Origin of the sequence: Pseudomonas sp. C27(2019), from assembly GCF_008807395.1 — a bacterium.
In the GTDB taxonomy this organism is placed as follows: Bacteria; Pseudomonadota; Gammaproteobacteria; order Pseudomonadales; family Pseudomonadaceae; genus Denitrificimonas.
In genome coordinates, this window is the sequence record NZ_CP043320.1 from 1,547,968 (window position 1) to 1,565,019 (window position 17,052).

Annotated in this window: 17 protein-coding genes and 1 tRNA gene; 6 read left to right on the plus strand and 12 right to left on the minus strand. The window is 48.1% G+C overall.

Translation table 11 applies throughout. The annotated features are described in order from the left end of the window. Positions 1–222 precede the first annotated feature (222 nt). On the minus strand, positions 223–624 hold the full coding sequence (locus FXF61_RS06995; protein WP_151184595.1) for an EAL domain-containing protein: 402 nt from the start codon (positions 622–624) through the stop codon (positions 223–225). Here FXF61_RS06995 and FXF61_RS07000 point away from each other — a divergent pair. Further along, complete coding sequence (locus FXF61_RS07000; RefSeq protein WP_151184202.1) at positions 618–1,871, plus strand: IS256 family transposase; 1,254 nt, start codon at positions 618–620, stop codon at positions 1,869–1,871. The two genes, FXF61_RS06995 and FXF61_RS07000, sit on opposite strands and share 7 nt — an antisense overlap. Here FXF61_RS07000 and FXF61_RS07005 read toward each other — a convergent pair. Then, a complete protein-coding gene (locus FXF61_RS07005) occupies positions 1,851–2,456 on the minus strand; it encodes an EAL domain-containing protein (RefSeq protein WP_151184596.1) in 606 nt (201 codons plus the stop codon). The two genes, FXF61_RS07000 and FXF61_RS07005, sit on opposite strands and share 21 nt — an antisense overlap. A 797-nt stretch (positions 2,457–3,253) precedes the next feature. On the opposite strand from FXF61_RS07005, the gene FXF61_RS07010 reads away from it, so the two are divergent. After that, a complete protein-coding gene (locus tag FXF61_RS07010) occupies positions 3,254–4,237 on the plus strand; it encodes a DUF1852 domain-containing protein (protein ID WP_151184597.1) in 984 nt (327 codons plus the stop codon). Between the two features lie 43 nt (positions 4,238–4,280). Beyond that, a complete protein-coding gene (locus tag FXF61_RS07015) occupies positions 4,281–5,309 on the plus strand; it encodes a methionine synthase (protein ID WP_151184598.1) in 1,029 nt (342 codons plus the stop codon). An 8-nt stretch (positions 5,310–5,317) separates the two neighbouring features. On the opposite strand, the gene FXF61_RS15295 is transcribed toward FXF61_RS07015, so the two are convergent. The 4 genes from FXF61_RS15295 to FXF61_RS07030 form a co-directional block, all read right to left on the minus strand. Then, positions 5,318–5,473: a hypothetical protein gene (locus tag FXF61_RS15295; RefSeq protein ID WP_178087274.1), complete on the minus strand. Its 156-nt coding sequence runs from the start codon at positions 5,471–5,473 to the stop codon at positions 5,318–5,320. Between the two features lie 37 nt (positions 5,474–5,510). Then, positions 5,511–6,764 carry an IS256 family transposase gene (locus FXF61_RS07020; protein ID WP_151184202.1) on the minus strand — a complete coding sequence of 418 codons (1,254 nt, stop codon included), beginning with the start codon at positions 6,762–6,764 and terminating at the stop codon, positions 5,511–5,513. 135 nt (positions 6,765–6,899) lie between these two features. After that, a tRNA-Arg gene (locus FXF61_RS07025) sits at positions 6,900–6,976 on the minus strand. A 202-nt stretch (positions 6,977–7,178) separates the two neighbouring features. Continuing rightward, a complete protein-coding gene (locus FXF61_RS07030) occupies positions 7,179–7,829 on the minus strand; it encodes a hypothetical protein (protein WP_151184599.1) in 651 nt (216 codons plus the stop codon). 101 nt (positions 7,830–7,930) lie between these two features. Between FXF61_RS07030 and FXF61_RS07035 the strand changes: the two genes are divergently transcribed. Further along, a complete protein-coding gene (locus FXF61_RS07035; protein ID WP_151184600.1) occupies positions 7,931–8,716 on the plus strand; it encodes a TSUP family transporter in 786 nt (261 codons plus the stop codon). On the opposite strand, the gene nudC is transcribed toward FXF61_RS07035, so the two are convergent. The 6 genes from nudC to FXF61_RS07065 all read right to left on the minus strand — a co-directional run bounded on the left by nudC (position 8,684) and on the right by FXF61_RS07065 (position 14,424). Further along, on the minus strand, positions 8,684–9,535 hold the full coding sequence (gene nudC, locus FXF61_RS07040) for an NAD(+) diphosphatase (RefSeq protein WP_256663524.1): 852 nt from the start codon (positions 9,533–9,535) through the stop codon (positions 8,684–8,686). The genes FXF61_RS07035 and nudC overlap by 33 nt on opposite strands. After that, positions 9,536–11,215 (minus strand): ferrous iron transporter B, encoded by a 1,680-nt coding sequence (locus tag FXF61_RS07045; RefSeq protein WP_151184601.1) that lies wholly within the window; start codon positions 11,213–11,215, stop codon positions 9,536–9,538. 180 nt (positions 11,216–11,395) lie between these two features. Continuing rightward, entirely contained in the window at positions 11,396–12,208 is an 813-nt protein-coding gene (locus FXF61_RS07050; protein WP_151184602.1) for a crotonase/enoyl-CoA hydratase family protein, read from the minus strand. Between the two features lie 293 nt (positions 12,209–12,501). Beyond that, on the minus strand, positions 12,502–13,215 hold the full coding sequence (dnaQ, locus tag FXF61_RS07055) for a DNA polymerase III subunit epsilon (protein WP_151184603.1): 714 nt from the start codon (positions 13,213–13,215) through the stop codon (positions 12,502–12,504). After that, positions 13,212–13,652: a ribonuclease HI gene (gene rnhA / locus FXF61_RS07060; protein WP_151184604.1), complete on the minus strand. Its 441-nt coding sequence runs from the start codon at positions 13,650–13,652 to the stop codon at positions 13,212–13,214. The genes dnaQ and rnhA overlap by 4 nt, the downstream gene beginning before the upstream one ends. Further along, the gene (locus tag FXF61_RS07065; RefSeq protein WP_151184605.1) at positions 13,642–14,424 is read right to left on the minus strand and encodes a methyltransferase domain-containing protein; all 783 of its coding nucleotides are present in this window, start codon (positions 14,422–14,424) and stop codon (positions 13,642–13,644) included. Before FXF61_RS07065 ends, rnhA begins: the two co-directional genes overlap by 11 nt. Before the next feature lie 89 nt (positions 14,425–14,513). On the opposite strand from FXF61_RS07065, the gene gloB reads away from it, so the two are divergent. Together gloB and FXF61_RS07075 are read left to right on the plus strand one after the other, a co-directional pair. Continuing rightward, positions 14,514–15,296, plus strand: a complete 783-nt coding sequence (gene gloB, locus FXF61_RS07070; protein ID WP_151184606.1) for a hydroxyacylglutathione hydrolase — start codon at positions 14,514–14,516, stop codon at positions 15,294–15,296. Positions 15,297–15,379: 83 nt separating this feature from the next. Then, a complete protein-coding gene (locus FXF61_RS07075) occupies positions 15,380–16,945 on the plus strand; it encodes a LysM peptidoglycan-binding domain-containing protein (protein ID WP_151184607.1) in 1,566 nt (521 codons plus the stop codon). Positions 16,946–17,052 lie beyond the last annotated feature (107 nt).

The window sequence follows — 17,052 nt, forward strand, 5'->3', positions numbered from 1 at the left end:
GCTAATTTTACAGGCTGACAGGAGTGCGCAACTGTTTAACTTCGTAGCTGGCGTCATGAGCACTCTGCTCCAAGGCCTGCACGTGCAGATTAAAACCTGCAGCACTCTGATATTGAAGTTTTTTGGCTCAATAGTGATATTAATGGCCAGCAGATTGGTTTGCTCGGAAACATGATTCACTTGAACTAAATACTCATCACTTCTTGTAGCGCTTGCAGCAAATCAAGTTAAGTGTGCTGACGCAATCTCTTGTTTCAGCTCCCCCACTTGCACTTGATCGTTATAAATTTCGCGACTGTCTTTAATCTGCTGCCATCCCCGTTGGGCGCTCTTAATTATTTGCAAGGAAGGTGTTGGGCTCGGTTTGGCAAAATAATAACCTTGCAAGTAATCCATACCAATTTCACACAGGGTTTCAAACTCTTGCGCGGTTTCAATGCCTTCGGCAATCACCTGACTTTTAACCGAGCGTGCTATGGCTACAATAGAACGCACAAATTCACGCTTAACCTTGTTTGTTTGAGATATAGTCATTTGTGGTGTATGAGGGGAAAAGAGGGTGGCGTATCCTGTTGATTGTTTCGACCAAGAAATAATTAACAGTAGAGCGATACGCCATGACAAATACTACCCTGAATGTTCTTTCACAACCAGATGAAACTGGCACTGATGTGCTAACTGCTTTATTGCGTAATGGTGCTCGCCAGCTCATTGCGCAAGCAGTTGAAGTAGAGCTGCAGCAACTGCTGCAAGCTCATGAAGAACTGCGTTTACCCGATGGCCGCAAAGCTGTGGTGCGTAACGGCTATTTGCCTGAGCGCAGCATCCAAACGGGCATTGGCGATGTTGATATCAAGGTGCCAAAAGTGCGTGATCGTAGCTGCTCTGGTATTCGTTTTACCAGCGCACTGCTACCGCCATACCTCAAGCGTGCCCGCAGCGTTGAAGAGTTATTACCGTGGCTGTATCTCAAAGGTATTTCCACTGGAGACTACCAAGAAGCCCTAGCAGCCTTGCTGGGTGAGAATGCCAAAGGCCTGTCAGCTAACACCATTTCCAGGCTCAAGGAACGCTGGATTGATGAGCACCGAGAGTGGCGACAGCGCGATTTGAGTGACAAGCGCTACGCGTACCTTTGGGTTGACGGTATTTACAGCAACGTCCGCCTCGATGACCGCCTGTGCTTGCTGGTGGTGATGGGCGTGACAGAGCATGGCCGCAAGGAGCTGATTGCTGTTGAAGAAGGCTATCGTGAGTCTGAAGCCAGCTGGCTTGAGCTGCTGAATGGCCTGGTTGCGCGTGGGCTTACGACCTGCCCAAAGCTGGCAACAGCTGACGGCGCATTGGGCTTCTGGAAAGCCCTGAGTAAGGTTTATCCGCAGACCAAACAACAACGCTGCTGGGTGCATAAAACGGCCAATGTGCTCAATAAATTGCCCAAAGCAGTACAGCCCAAAGTGAAGGAGGCACTGCATGATATTTGGATGGCTGAGACGCGTGAGAAGGCTCATAAAGCCTTTGATATAGCGCTGGAAAGGTTTACTGCTAAGTACCCACGCGCAATGGAATGCTTAGCTAAAGACCGTGAGAGCATGTTGGCTTTCTACGATTTTCCAGCAGAACATTGGGTGAGTATACGCACCACCAACCCAATTGAATCTGCCTTCGCTACAGTACGTTTAAGAACCAGCAAAACTCGCAACTGCGGTTCAAGAAACACAACCCTAGCAATGGTTTATAAATTGCTGCAATCAGCGCAGAAGCGCTGGAACCGCCTGAAAGGATTTCAACTGCTAACCCTCGTGGTCAATAACGTTAAATTCCAAGACGGCGAACAAGTAATGGAGCAATCAGACAGGAAAACCGCCTGATGCTCGTACACCAGATTTGACCATAACTCTGTTTGTTTCGATACCCGTAATAAAGTGGCGATCAATTTTTACAAATTCAGGTTGCACCTCTGACCAAAGCCGCAAACTGGAATAGCCTGCACCTAAATCATCCAGCGCAATGGAAAAGCCCTCGCCTTGATAATGTTTGACGGCTCGGCGCATCAGCTCGTAATCATGGGTCGGTGAGTGCTCGGTTATTTCAATGACCACCTGCTCTGGGCTGATCCCGAAATTATTAACCAGTTCAAGCGTCAAGCCTCTGTGGTGATCGGGCTGTAAAAGTGTTTCTGGTGCGATATTGAGAAATAACTTGCCCGGTAATTGCTGCTGGGTAAATTGCTCAATAGCATTGGTACGACAAACACTTTCTAGGGCAAACAGCTTTTGTTGTTTCTTGGCTTGCTCGAAAAGATTGATGGGGTTAAACAAGATGCTTGCAGAAGGTCCGCGGCTTAAGGCTTCATAGGCATAAATCGATTGTCCATCAGCGCTGATAATTGGCTGGAAATATGTATTAATCAGTTTTGACTCAATTATTTCTGACAACTCATCTGCTTTTTTCATCTGTTGTACACCTTAATAAAGCTAAACAACGCTCGGTAGTCTCATGAAGCTCGAGTGTTAGCCTGCACTGCAATGCCTAAACATTCAGAGACACGCTCTAAAAACTGCTCGTCGTAACAGCAAGCCTAAGCAACAGCCCTTTGCCTGCATGACGTCCTCATTACAGCAGTTGATAATGACAAAACGGTTACATTGATGGCTTGGTAGGCCGTCGCCTGACCGCAATTACGCCAGCCCTTGTTGGTGGCAGCATGGGATTTAAGTAAGAGAAGGCTGTACGACGTCTACGCGGCAAAGCCTGCCTGCCTAATAGCGCAACCACTCAAGCTCGCATGTTTTATTTATTGGCTATCCGCACAGGGCGTATACATGGATGGGCTTTAGGCTTATTTAAGCGCCAGTCATTTTTACGATTCTACTTGGGTATTTCCATTGTCAGAGTTCTACGTTCGGTCTTGAGTTGTTACCTGTGATACCACGGGCTGGGTGTTGGCAAAGCCCACTGCGCAAATCGCTGCGGTGCGGTGCGGTGCGGTGCGGCAAAATTGACACCCTCTTTGCTCAAGATAAAACTGAATTACAGTCGATCATGACCTTTACTCATGCACCAGCTGAAATTAGATCGTTTTTGTTCATGTCGCCATCCACGTATAAATACATCCATTCCCAGCTCTAGAGCGCTAGAGCGATTATTAATGAGCGATAGACACCAATAGGTGCTGCAGGTTGCTGACTAGGATTGCCAGCCAGTCCAGCAACAGCACAGTTTTATCGCACGAATTGGATACCAGAGCATCATGAGCAACGACTTTGTATTTGCTATCAACAGCATTGATTTCGACGAGAACTACCATCCTTCAGACAACACACGAGCGACGACTAACTTTGCAAATTTAGCCAGAGGCGAGAGCCGCCAGCAAAACTTGCGCAATACGTTAGCGATGATTAACAACCGTTTTAATGCCTTAGCGCACTGGGATAACCCCAAAGGCGATCGTTATTCAGTTGAGCTAGAAATCATTTCTGTTGACATGAAAATTGCTCATCAAGGCAATGAAAGTAGCTTCCCAGCGATTGAAGTATTGAAGACCACTATTGTTGATCACCAGACCAACAAACGCATCGATGGCATGGTCGGCAATAACTTTTCTTCTTATGTGCGCGATTATGATTTTAGCGTATTGCTCAGAGAGCATAATAAAGGCCAAGCTGAGTTTAGTGTGCCTGATGATTTTGGCGAGCTGCATGGCAATCTGTTCAAAAGCTTTGTCAATTCAGATGCCTATCAACACAACTTTGTTAAAGCGCCGGTGATCTGCCTCAGCGTTTCAGACAACAAGGTTTATCACAGAACGGGCAATCAGCATCCGATACTCGGCCTGGAATACCAGCCCAACGAATCCTCTTTAACTGAGCAATATTTTAATAAAATGGGCTTAGAGGTGCGCTACTTTATGCCGCCCAACAGCGTCGCGCCGCTGGCCTTTCACTTTTCAGGTGATTTGCTCAGTGATTACACGGATCTTGAACTGATCAGCACCATAAGCACCATGGAGTCATTCCAGAAAATTTACCGCCCTGAAATTTATAACGCCAATGCTGCGGCCGGAAAATGCTACCAACCCAACTTAAAAAATCAGGATCATTCATTAACGCAAATTGTCTATGACCGCGAAGAACGTAACGCACTAGCCATTGAGCAAGGGAAGTTTACTGAAGAACACTTCATCAAACCCTACCAAGCCCTACTTGAGCAATGGTCTGCTCAATACGCTGCCTGAATTTGCGCATTATCACTAACAAGAATTGAATACGAGATCCACTATGAGCATTTTACTACCCACATCCACCGCAGGCAGCCTGCCTAAACCCTCTTGGTTGGCCGAGCCGGAGACCATTTGGTCGGCTTGGCGCTTAGAAGGCGACGCCCTAACTGAAGGTAAGCAGGATGCTTTGCGCGTGTGGTTGCACGAGCAGCAACAGGCAGGCATAGATATCGTCAGTGATGGCGAGCAAACCCGCCAACATTTTGTGACGACCTTTATTGAACACCTTGATGGTGTTGATTTTGCCAAGCGTGAAACGGTTAAAATTCGTGACCGCTACGATGCCAGCGTGCCCACTGTGGTGGGTGCCGTGAGTCGGAAAAACCCAGTCTTTGTTGAAGATGCCAAGTTTTTACGTCAACACACCCAACAACCCATTAAATGGGCGCTGCCCGGTCCCATGACCATGGTTGATACGCTGTATGACGCCCACTATAAAAGCCGCGAACAATTGGCCTGGGAATTTGCCGTTATCCTCAATCAAGAAGCCCGCGAGCTCGAAGCCGCTGGTGTGGATATTATCCAGTTCGATGAGCCTTCATTTAATGTGTTTTTTGATGAAGTGAATGACTGGGGGATTGCCGCGCTAGAAAGAGCCGTAGAAGGTCTGCAATGCGAAACCGCTGTGCATATCTGCTATGGCTATGGCATTAAAGCCAATACCGATTGGAAAAAGACCTTGGGCAGCGAGTGGCGTCAGTATGAGGAAGTCTTTCCTAAGCTGCAAAAATCCAATCTGGATATTATCTCGCTCGAATGCCAAAACTCTCATGTGCCCATCGATCTGCTTGAGCTGATACGCGGTAAAAAAGTGATGCTCGGCGCCATTGATGTGGCCACTAATAGCATTGAAACCCCAGAAGATGTCGCCGCTACGCTACGCAAAGCACTGCAATTTGTTGATGCCGACAAGCTCTATCCTTCAACCAACTGCGGCATGGCGCCTTTATCGCGTGCAGTTGCCAGAGGTAAACTCAATGCCTTAAGCGCCGGCGCAGAAATCATCCGACGCGAGCTCATGGCTTAGCTTAGGTTTTATTTGCCCAGCGCATTGGTATTGAACTCGCCACCTTGCGCAACAGGGAGCAAGGCCGAGGTGAACCAACTGGCCCAACCAAGGCGCTGTTGGCGGCGATTAAAAATAACCCGAAGCAAGTATTGCAGGCGCTGGAAGCTTGAAACTTGAAGCATAAAACAGCGAGTTATGGTCAAATCTGGTGTACGAGCATCAGGCGGTTTTCCTGTCTGATTGCTCCATTACTTGTTCGCCGTCTTGGAATTTAACGTTATTGACCACGAGGGTTAGCAGTTGAAATCCTTTCAGGCGGTTCCAGCGCTTCTGCGCTGATTGCAGCAATTTATAAACCATTGCTAGGGTTGTGTTTCTTGAACCGCAGTTGCGAGTTTTGCTGGTTCTTAAACGTACTGTAGCGAAGGCAGATTCAATTGGGTTGGTGGTGCGTATACTCACCCAATGTTCTGCTGGAAAATCGTAGAAAGCCAACATGCTCTCACGGTCTTTAGCTAAGCATTCCATTGCGCGTGGGTACTTAGCAGTAAACCTTTCCAGCGCTATATCAAAGGCTTTATGAGCCTTCTCACGCGTCTCAGCCATCCAAATATCATGCAGTGCCTCCTTCACTTTGGGCTGTACTGCTTTGGGCAATTTATTGAGCACATTGGCCGTTTTATGCACCCAGCAGCGTTGTTGTTTGGTCTGCGGATAAACCTTACTCAGGGCTTTCCAGAAGCCCAATGCGCCGTCAGCTGTTGCCAGCTTTGGGCAGGTCGTAAGCCCACGCGCAACCAGGCCATTCAGCAGCTCAAGCCAGCTGGCTTCAGACTCACGATAGCCTTCTTCAACAGCAATCAGCTCCTTGCGGCCATGCTCTGTCACGCCCATCACCACCAGCAAGCACAGGCGGTCATCGAGGCGGACGTTGCTGTAAATACCGTCAACCCAAAGGTACGCGTAGCGCTTGTCACTCAAATCGCGCTGTCGCCACTCTCGGTGCTCATCAATCCAGCGTTCCTTGAGCCTGGAAATGGTGTTAGCTGACAGGCCTTTGGCATTCTCACCCAGCAAGGCTGCTAGGGCTTCTTGGTAGTCTCCAGTGGAAATACCTTTGAGATACAGCCACGGTAATAACTCTTCAACGCTGCGGGCACGCTTGAGGTATGGCGGTAGCAGTGCGCTGGTAAAACGAATACCAGAGCAGCTACGATCACGCACTTTTGGCACCTTGATATCAACATCGCCAATGCCCGTTTGGATGCTGCGCTCAGGCAAATAGCCGTTACGCACCACAGCTTTGCGGCCATCGGGTAAACGCAGTTCTTCATGAGCTTGCAGCAGTTGCTGCAGCTCTACTTCAACTGCTTGCGCAATGAGCTGGCGAGCACCATTACGCAATAAAGCAGTTAGCACATCAGTGCCAGTTTCATCTGGTTGTGAAAGAACATTCAGGGTAGTATTTGTCATGGCGTATCGCTCTACTGTTAATTATTTCTTGGTCGAAACAATCAACAGGATACGCCACCCTCTTTTCCCCTCATACACCACAAATGACTATATCTCTAAAACAGCTTTTGCAAGCAGATTGGGAAGCTATAAAAATGGCCCGCCCTGCAGGATTTGAACCTGCGACCTATCCCTTAGGAGGGGATTGCTCTATCCAGCTGAGCTAAGGGCGGTAAAAGAAAAGGCGCTAAAACTGCTTACAAAACTACTAAATAACAATAGCAATTTTGAGCACTGCCCTACTGGGCAAACATTCAAACAGCATGCTCTTTTTATGGAAAGCTCTATGCAAACAAGCCAGCAGTACATGCCGGTTTTTAGCGGGGCAAAGCATACCGATTTGCGCTCAAATTGTCATGTACAAGCGCAGAAAAATCACTGCCAATCTTTAAGTGCTTGCTGTGCTGCCCTATTGAGTGGCTTGGCCAGCAAACCGGTAGGCGCAAGGCTGACGCTGTATACTGCGCCGTCAGCGATGGGTAAATAGTTGACTCTCAGGGCATTGGCTTCAACTACAAACAAGTCTTTATTGAGCGTGCGCAGCCCTTGCCAAAAATCAGCACCGTAGAGGCTTTTAGCCAACTCGACACGGGTAAACTGCGCTAGATCCTGTTGTTCCATAGAGAAAAAACGACCACTAAGGGTTTCTAAGCGATACCCTTGCTTCAGTCCAATCAAATCCGCCAGACCTTTCCACTTCAGTTGGCGCACATCAAGCTGCCAGAGTTCGCCATCCAATAAGAAACTGCGCTCAACTGCGCCCTCAAGGATATTGATACGATAGCGCTGTGGTCCTTCAGCTTGCGCACTGAGCATAAGCAATGGCTTATCACTTGGGATTTGTTGATAGGTACTGATATCGTAAGCGATTAAACCGCCAGCGACAGCTGTACCGAGCAGTGTTAAGCCAAACATGCCGCGTAGCCAGCCCATAAGCCAGCGTTCGGCAAATAAAACACGGGTAGCAAAAAGCAACACAACCAGCGCTAAAATAGCAAAGCCAATGCCAAGCCCGATAAATTGCATATACTAATTCCTTCTAAGGTAATTGAACTGGCATTATGCGCGGCTTCGCCACGCACGTCCAAACTCTGTTCTGTGCATTAGGGCACAGCTTAAGGTTTTTTATGTCTTTGTCACTGAGTCTTGTTGCTGATCCACATATTTTACTGATTTTAGTCGCAGTGGCTTTTATTGCTGGTTTTATTGATGCCATCGCTGGCGGTGGCGGCTTGTTGACCATTCCAGCTTTATTAATGGCAGGTTTGCCTCCTCATTTAGTGCTGGGTACTAATAAACTTTGTGCCACCTTTGGTTCTGCGACTGCCAGCTTCGCATTTTATCGCAAAGGGCTGTTCAAGCCACAGCAATGGCGCAGAGGTTTATTCGCTACGGCTGTTGGCGCTGTGCTTGGGGCGTTATTAGCACAGAAATTACCTGCGCAATGGCTCAATCAAATGCTGCCTGTGGTGGTGTTTGCCTGTGCTGTGTATTTATTATTTGGTCGCACACCGACAGTTAGTGAGGACAGCAATCCTATTATAAAAACCAAGCGCCAATGGCCACAAGGCTTGGGCTTAGGTTTTTACGATGGCGTGGCCGGTCCAGGTACGGGTGCGTTCTGGACGGTCAGCACCTTGCTCCTCTATCCGCTCGATATACTGCGTGCCAGCGGTGTGGCGCGCTCGATGAATTTTGTCAGCAATGCTGCCGCTTTGAGTATATTTATCATCAGCGGTAATGTCGCTTGGACGCTGGGTATCGGTATGGGCGCCGCATTGATGCTGGGCGCGGTGGTCGGCGCACGTGTTGCCATTGGCGGTGGCAACCGCTTAATTCGTCCGATATTTATTTTGGTGGTGATGGCGCTGGCGGCACGCTTAGCTTGGCAGCACTGGTTCGGTCTGACCTAAACGCTGGGCAACGTATAAATCAATAAGATAACGGGCAATGGAGTGCTGAGCGGGTAACGGCGGCAAATCATGGACACTGAACCAGCGTGCATCTTCAATCTCTTCGGGCTCTGGAACAATATCGCCGCTTTTATACTCTGCATGAAAACCAAGCATTAACGAGTGCGGAAACGGCCAATTCTGACTGCCAATGTAGCGTATATTTTTAACTTCGAGGCTGACTTCTTCACGCACTTCACGCTCAACACACTGTTCAATGGTTTCATTGGGCTCAGCATAGCCAGCCAGTGCGCTGTACATGCCGCTGACAAAACGTGGTGAACGTCCCAATAATATTTCATCACCACGCGTGACCACTACGATCATGCATGGCGCTAAGCGCGGGTAGTTTTGTAACCGGCAAGGTGTGCACTGCATCATACGATGCCCTACTGCTTGCTGCATGGGCTGCCCACATGCACCACAAAAACGGTGCTCGCGTGCCCATGTGCCAATTTGACTGGCAAAGGCTAATAAGCGAAACAGCGGCATGCGCCCTTCCAACATAAAATGGCGCATGCTGTGCCACTGCAGGTTGGGCAACTCAAGCGGTGTATCGACTTCAAAGACAAAAACCGGCTCACCATTTAAGTGGCCAATACCTTGCTCAACAAGAATATGTTCGGCTAACTGTTCGCGCAGCCATTGCCGAGGAAACAACTGACTACGCTGATCACCTAAAAAGCCCATTTTGTAATGCGCAACAGCCAAACCAGCTGGTTCAAGCACGCTTGGCATGCCTTGCTGCCAGTCAAAAACTGTATGTTGTTGGTTAATCATTTACACCTGCATGGCTAACGCTTTTAAACTTTCATCCGCTAAATCAAGCACGCTGCGATTTTCTTTTGCATGCAATAGCACACCGCCTTCTAAATAATAAGCAAGACTGGTTAAGGCATCAGCTAAGGTATCCAGCATGTGCTCAGACGGCATTGTTGTTGCTTCAAGCATGTGTGTTTGGATGTATTGCCCGCAGGCTGCTACCTGCTCAGCTGCGCGATGCTGATCTAAAAACCATAAACCACCACGCACCAAGTTTAAGCTGCTTGGCACATTGACCAAATGCAATTTGTCTCCATCAGATTCAAGGTACGAAGTAATTGCACGCTTGGCTAGACTCAAGCCATTTTTGGCTTCTTCGTTGACCACGATGCGTGCTTCGAGCAATTGATGTTTGGCAAAGGCTTCATTCTCATCAGCCGGCTCACTCTTGAGGCTTTTAGCCTGCATCTCTCCACGCTTTAATCCAGCAACCATGCCTTCGACATACAGCAAGGTATCCGCTAAGGCTAGCAATGCCCCATGCTCAACAGTCATCACATCTGCCCAGCTTTCAACCACATTCAAATGCTTTTTCAGTGCGTTACTGGCACCACTAAGACCGACCATTGCCAGTGTTTTCTCAAGTTTTGCCAAAATATTGAGCAGGTTGCTGAGTACTTCGTTTTGCGCAGTGCCGCGTTCAATTAAATCCAAGATATCTTTTGCACTGGCTAATTCTTCACCAATGGCTGTTGATAATGAACTCAAGACGTTTTGTCCGGGCCCGGACAAGCGCTGGTACTCATCATCAAGCATCATGTCGGTAAACGGCAGTGTCGGTAAGTTGGTTAAAGTGCGCACGTGTTCAGCAATTTCACCATGCGTATCGGCCAACGCCACTAAATACAATAAATCTTTAATCACACCACGCGGCGCGGTGTAACTGCTATTTTCACATAGCAGCTTAATTTCTCGATCGACACGAGCAAACAGCTGCTTGCGACTCTTTTTTGCCAATAACTGCGCATCGGCAAACGACTCAAGCGCAGCGGCAGCAACCCAATACAAATGACTGCTGGGCTGGTGGCTATACAGCTGATCTAACCGCAACATGGCACGCATCATCAGACGTAAACTGGCTTGTGGGTTTTCATCACGAATAAACGCCAGCAATCCCACTTGATACATGTGGCGCAGGCGGCGTGCCAGTAAGTTGTTGTCAGTGCTATCCGTGTCATGTGTGATAGGCGAGGGACTTGCTGGGCGCTGTACATCAACGCGCGCAGCAAAAAAGAAACTTTCTGGCAAGGGGCTTTGCTGACCGGCAATACGTAATTTGTTAATGGCCGGCAGCAGCAGCTCCGGCATTTCTACACGGTGCGCTTCTAGTTGTTCTAAATAGCTGCGCAAGACATGCATTGCATTATTAATGGCTGTCAGTTGATGATTGCGTTCATCAGTAGCGCCAACCGGTATATCCATTGCAAGCAAGCGTGCTTCCTCAGCTAACAACTCAGCACCAGCCAACTCAACCAGCGACAAAATACCTTTAATTTGCTGCAGATTAGTGACTGCGTTTTGCAATAAAGCACCATTATCTCGCGCATCTAGAAACTCTTCTAAATACTGCTGCGTTTGCGCCATGGTGGCGAAAAGCTCATCGCGCACCATGCTAAGAGATGTTGCTCCAATAACCATGCCTAGCATCCTGTAAGGTAAAATTATATTGCAAAAGTAAGTTGCCAGTATGAGTTCGCAGGTGCTTATTGGGCGGCTGCAACGCTAGCGTCAGCCATCATAACAAGTCAACGCGTCTTGCGTGCAGCCACTTACTGAGAATATGCAGCATTTAACACCATGCTTACACTAGCCGATGGTTTAATCTTGGAACTCAGGTGTTTTTTTACTCATGTGCGCGGCCATAGCCACACGTAAATCTTCTGCTTGCAACATTGCAGCATTCCAAGTGGCAATGTAGTTGAGGCCATCAGCGATTGTGTGATCACGCATATAGCGAATCATCTCTTTGCTGCCCTGCACAGCAATAGGTGATTTTTTTGCTATGGTTGCGGCTATCTCAAATACACCTTCGAGCAGTGCTGCTTGATCAGCATAGGTGCGATTGACTAAACCAATGCGCTGCGCTTCTTCACCAAACACACTGCGACCGGTATAGGCCAGTTCGCGCATGATGCCATCGCCAATAATGTGTGGTAAACGCTGCAGTGTGCCGACGTCAGCGGCCATACCAACATCAATTTCTTTAATTGCAAACTCTGCATCGACAGTGCTGTAACGCATATCACAAGCACTGATTAAATCGATAGCACCACCTAAGCAGTAACCTTGTACCGCAGCGATAACTGGCTTAGAGCACTGATCAACGGCATTAAATGATGCCTGCAGTTCTTCAATCTTACGTTTTAAAGCGCGGGCATTACGGCCTACTTCTTTACCGAGCTGGCCGCCCACCTGTGCCAACAGCATTAAATCAATGCCCGATGAGAAGTGCTTGCCGGCGCCTGATAGAACAACGACGCGTACTTCTGGCGTGTCTTCAATCCAAGCAAAAATGTCACGTATTTCGGACCAAAAATCCGCATTCATTGCGTTTATTTTTTCCGGCCGATTGATTTGTACATGCGCAATATTGTTATTCAGTTCGACATTGAATGCATTATAAGCAGTCATGCTTTGCCCCCGGTTGAAGTTTGTTTTTTGGTTTTTATTTTTTACATCCAGCGCACACTATAACAAGCAATAAAAAATGTCGATGCTGGCATAAGTGCTTATTTTGCTGAGCAGCGTTTAGCAATTGTGTGCAGCCTTTTATTTACCAAGCCAATCGAGTGACATTCAGCCTATATACTGCTGCTTTGCAGTCGCGGCATAAGCATGTTGGCTTGCTGGCGTATTAACCAGCAGACATAAAAAAACCGTAAACACTTTTATTCGCTTACGGTTTTTACACAACCATGTTTTTACTAATCCCAAACCAGCTCTACACCGCTGCTTTTTTTTATTTTCTCTAAAAACTGTTGATGCGCCTGCAACTCATCCGGACTGGCGTTCAGCACAGTTAAAGGCGCTCGATTGACATCAATTCGGCGTATTTTCGAGGCACTGATATACCCTCCGCCATCATCACCGGCATCGCCAGCCAGCGATAAATTGGTTTGACCGCCGGTCATCGCCAAATAGACTTCAGCTAGAATTTCCGCATCCAGCAAAGCCCCGTGTAAATCACGCCCAGAGTTATCAACACCATAACGTCGACATAGTGCATCAAGGTTGTTGCGCTGCCCTGGATGACGCTCACGCGCCATCACTAAGGTATCTAAAACACTGCAATGCGCACTGATATCCGAGCGCTCAGACTGACCCAGCAGCGCATACTCATTGTTGATAAAGCCAATATCAAAGGGTGCATTATGGATAACCAGTTCTGCGCCTTGAATAAACTCAAAGAATTCATCAGCAATATCTTTAAAGCGCGGCTTATCCTTTAGGTATTCGTCAGTGATACCGTGCACCGCAATGGCGCCTTCATCAATGGCGCGATCGGGCTGCAAATACACATGATAATGGCGGCCTGTAGGCTGGCGACCTTCAAGCTCAATACAACCGATCTCAATGATGCGATGGCCGTCAGTGACTGGCATACCGGTGGTTTCAGTATCTAAGACGACGTATCTCATGCCAGCACCTCATCCACGCCGCGATTGGCCAACTGATCAGCGCGCTCATTACCAGGATGACCGGTATGGCCGCGCACCCATTGCCACTCAATCTCATGCTGGGTGACCTGCTCATCAAGTTGTTGCCACAAATCAACATTTTTAACCGGCTGGCGAGCGGCAGTTTTCCAGCCGCGCTTTTTCCAGTTGGGCATCCATTCCTGAATCCCCTGCATAACATATTTAGAGTCGGTGACTAAGCGCACTGAACAGGGCTCTTTAAGTTGCGCTAAACCACGAATAGCAGCCGTCAGTTCCATGCGGTTATTGGTGGTTGCACGCTCACCGCCCCACAGTTCTAATTCTTTACCTTTATACACCAGCAATGCACCCCAACCACCGGGACCAGGATTGCCTCTGCAAGCACCGTCAGTGTAAATATCAACTTTATCTGTCATGTTCTTCGCTATTTTTAAAATTTTTCTGATGATGTGTTTGTACTGCGACCACACTGGATCGTAATTTCTGCACGCTTATTTTCATTTTCTGTGTCTGCGGGTGCATACCATGCACCATTTTACGGGCAACCAACATATAGCAACCCCCTAAAGGTGCTTTTTTACTGACAGCATAGCGCTCTAACCAAGACAATTTACTCTGCAAACCAGTGGAGCTAAGCAGCGGTGGATAGGCTGCAAAACAGCATTTTTCTAAACTAAAGCCTAAAACACCCAGCCAGTCGGTAATGCGTGCCGGCGGTAAACAGTGGGCATGCCGCCAAACGCTACGTGTGCCAAATCGGTACAGACCAAAAAAACTCCACGCATGCGCACCCACAATCACCAAGTGCCCGCCTGCTCGCACGCAATGAGCTGCTTCGCGTAGTACATCATGCGGCGAAGCGGCAAAATCTAAACTGTGTTGCAACACCACCACATCCGCAGTGTCAGCGGCAACCGGCCATTTATTCTCAGTGCACTGCATGTCCACTTGCAATGATTTATCACCCAAGCTGACTCGATGACGAATACTGGGTGCAACTGGCATCGGCACCGGCGGATTATAATGCACGATATAACTGCCAAAATGCCGATTGAGTTGTGGTTCAAGTAAATCACGCTCCATACGCTCGAGCTGCTGCCCTTTAGCGGTTAAAAACCATTGCGCCAATGGCTCTGCCAAGGCCTTATGGGGGCGCGATAAGAAACCTGAAAAACGTTGTAATTTCATGCGTGGCTACCTGCTTGATCGACTGCAAGCACAAAAACACTTAATGGGAACATGCTAAGCTTGGTTTATCTGATATTAAGGATTCTGTCATGCTTACCTTTACCGCTCTACCCGCATTTAATGACAACTATATCTGGCTTATTCAAGACACTCAGCGCCAATTATGTGCTGCTGTTGACCCAGGTGATGCACAGCCGGTGTTGAATTGGCTGGCTGAACATCCACAGTGGCAACTCACTGATATCCTTATCACTCATCATCATCACGATCATGTTGGCGGCGTCAGTGCATTAAAAGCAGCAACGCATGCACGTGTGATTGGCCCTGCTCGCGAATCTATTCCCAACCTCGACTTGCCTGTCGATGAAGGTGCAAGCATCGAACTGATAGGACACACCGTACAGGTTTTTGCAGTGCCCGGACATACTTTAGGCCACGTCGTCTTTTTTTGCCAAACCGATCCAGCGCAACCTTGGCTGCTGAGCGGCGACACATTATTTGCTGGTGGTTGTGGCCGTATTTTTGAAGGCAGCCCTGAGCAGATGCTGACATCACTGACGCGCCTTGCCGATCTTCCGGATACCACACGTGTATACTGCGCCCATGAATACACTCTGAGCAATATGCGTTTTGCACAAGCCGTTGAACCCAACAACGCAGAAATTGATCAGCGTCTCTCTGATGTGCGCCAGTTGCGTGAGCAGCAGCAAATTACCCTGCCCAGCACGATCGCCATAGAAAAACGTTGCAATCCATTTTTACGCTGTGAGCACGCTGATGTTATACGCGCTGCCGAAGAAAAAGCAGGTGCTTCACTGGATAACAGCACAGCCGTGTTTGCAGTTTTACGGTCATGGAAAGATACATTTTAATCGGTCGCTATTGACCAAGCGGCTTGACCCCTGCCAATTCACTTCATAAACTCGCGCAAACTTTTTGAAAAGTATATGTAGTGATGCCTCTTCTCGACCGCAACAACACATCTATTTATCGTTCTATTCGCCGTGCAGTTTGCCTTGCAGCTGTCACGGCGGCAGTGCTCTTAGGCTCAGGTTGTCAGTCCTTTAACGGGGCAAATAAAGATGCAACACAGAGCGCACAAGCAAAAAAACAAAGCGCAGACGCCTTTCTCCTGAACTCACAAAGATCATCACGCTGGATGAGCGTTGCTGATACAGAGCCTGAAGTTGATATTTGGCAGCGTATTCGTCAAGGTTATCAGCTGCAAAGCTACCTTGAGGAGAGCCCTCGAACCGATCACCAGCGCCTATGGTTTGCCAGTCGCGGCAACTCAATTGAGATCATGTCTGAGCGCAGCAGCCCCTACATGTACTACATAGTTGAAAACTTAGAGGCGCGCAATATGCCGCTTGAGTTGGCTTTGCTACCAATGATTGAAAGCGCTTATAACCCTATGGCGTATTCACGCTCACATGCTTCTGGACTCTGGCAGTTTATTCCATCCACAGGCCATCATTTTAAACTCAAGCAATCACACTGGTACGATGCGCGTCGCGATATTATGGCCTCTACGCAAGCTGCACTCGATTACCTTGAATACCTGCATAAAATGTTTGATAACGACTGGTTGCTGGCTTTAGCCGCTTATAACGCCGGCGAAGGCACTGTTGGTCGCGCAATCAAACGCAATATCGCGCGCAATTTACCAACCGATTACTGGAATTTACATTTACCTGCAGAAACTCAAGCGTATGTCCCGAAACTATTGGCAGTTTCACAACTGATTAACGCACCTGAAGCCTATGGTATTACCCTCAGCCCCATCGCTAATGAAGCCTACTTTACTAAAGTTCCACTCAAGCAACAGATGGAAATAACCCGCTTAGCTAAACTGGCCAAGCTCGATGAAGATGCCCTGATCAAACTCAACCCTGCCTACAAGCAAGGCATTACCTTTGACGGCCCTAAGCACCTCTTGGTGCCGCTAGAAAATGCCGAACATTTACAAGCGCAACTCGCATCCATTAAACCCAGTGACTGGATACAATGGCATCAATACAAGGTGCGCAGCGGTGACAACCTATCAACCATTGCCAGACGTAATCAGGTGCCTATTACCCTGATTAAAGACATCAACAAGCTATCCAGTAATCGCTTACAAATCGGCCAAATACTGAATATGCCAAAAACCCGTAACAGCACGGCTAACACTGTAGCACCATACACAGCTGCAGCGGTTGGCACCCTATACACAGTCCGCGCGGGTGACAATTTATCCAAGATTGCAGCACAGCGAAAGGTCTCTGTCGCTGAGCTCAAGCGCTGGAATAAACTCTCATCGAATGCACTCAAAATCGGGCAAAAACTAAGCCTTACACCCCGTACTGGCGATCGAAGTGTGGCAGCAACATCAAAAGCTACTGTGTATAAAGTACGCTCTGGCGACTCTCTATACGCCATTGCACGTCGACACAAAGTCAGCTTAAAGCAGCTGCAAAACTGGAACCCATCAATCAGTAGCACATTAAAACCTGGGCAAACGCTGTCACTGTATCTTTAACCTTATGTGCTCAGCTAAACTGAGCATTACTGTCGATACTGAACCTAAGTGTAATGCCTAGAGTTTCACGCTCAGTGCATTGTTAGAGTAAACTTCTGGGTTGTTGT

Excerpts from the sequence above, each read along its gene's own strand:
- FXF61_RS07030 (WP_151184599.1), bottom strand. The coding sequence starts at position 7,829 with ATGCAATTTATCGGGCTTGGCATTGGCTTTGCTATTTTAGCGCTGGTT.
- rnhA (WP_151184604.1), bottom strand. The coding sequence starts at position 13,652 with ATGACAGATAAAGTTGATATTTACACTGACGGTGCTTGCAGAGGCAAT.
- FXF61_RS07000 (WP_151184202.1), top strand. The coding sequence starts at position 618 with ATGACAAATACTACCCTGAATGTTCTTTCACAACCAGATGAAACTGGC.
- FXF61_RS07075 (WP_151184607.1), top strand. The coding sequence starts at position 15,380 with ATGCCTCTTCTCGACCGCAACAACACATCTATTTATCGTTCTATTCGC.
- dnaQ (WP_151184603.1), bottom strand. The coding sequence starts at position 13,215 with ATGAGATACGTCGTCTTAGATACTGAAACCACCGGTATGCCAGTCACT.
- FXF61_RS07005 (WP_151184596.1), bottom strand. The coding sequence starts at position 2,456 with ATGAAAAAAGCAGATGAGTTGTCAGAAATAATTGAGTCAAAACTGATT.
- FXF61_RS07065 (WP_151184605.1), bottom strand. The coding sequence starts at position 14,424 with ATGAAATTACAACGTTTTTCAGGTTTCTTATCGCGCCCCCATAAGGCC.
- FXF61_RS07045 (WP_151184601.1), bottom strand. The coding sequence starts at position 11,215 with ATGGTTATTGGAGCAACATCTCTTAGCATGGTGCGCGATGAGCTTTTC.
- FXF61_RS15295 (WP_178087274.1), bottom strand. The coding sequence starts at position 5,473 with ATGCTTCAAGTTTCAAGCTTCCAGCGCCTGCAATACTTGCTTCGGGTT.
- FXF61_RS07020 (WP_151184202.1), bottom strand. The coding sequence starts at position 6,764 with ATGACAAATACTACCCTGAATGTTCTTTCACAACCAGATGAAACTGGC.
- nudC (WP_256663524.1), bottom strand. The coding sequence starts at position 9,535 with ATGATTAACCAACAACATACAGTTTTTGACTGGCAGCAAGGCATGCCA.
- gloB (WP_151184606.1), top strand. The coding sequence starts at position 14,514 with ATGCTTACCTTTACCGCTCTACCCGCATTTAATGACAACTATATCTGG.
- FXF61_RS07035 (WP_151184600.1), top strand. The coding sequence starts at position 7,931 with ATGTCTTTGTCACTGAGTCTTGTTGCTGATCCACATATTTTACTGATT.
- FXF61_RS07010 (WP_151184597.1), top strand. The coding sequence starts at position 3,254 with ATGAGCAACGACTTTGTATTTGCTATCAACAGCATTGATTTCGACGAG.
- FXF61_RS07015 (WP_151184598.1), top strand. The coding sequence starts at position 4,281 with ATGAGCATTTTACTACCCACATCCACCGCAGGCAGCCTGCCTAAACCC.
- FXF61_RS07050 (WP_151184602.1), bottom strand. The coding sequence starts at position 12,208 with ATGACTGCTTATAATGCATTCAATGTCGAACTGAATAACAATATTGCG.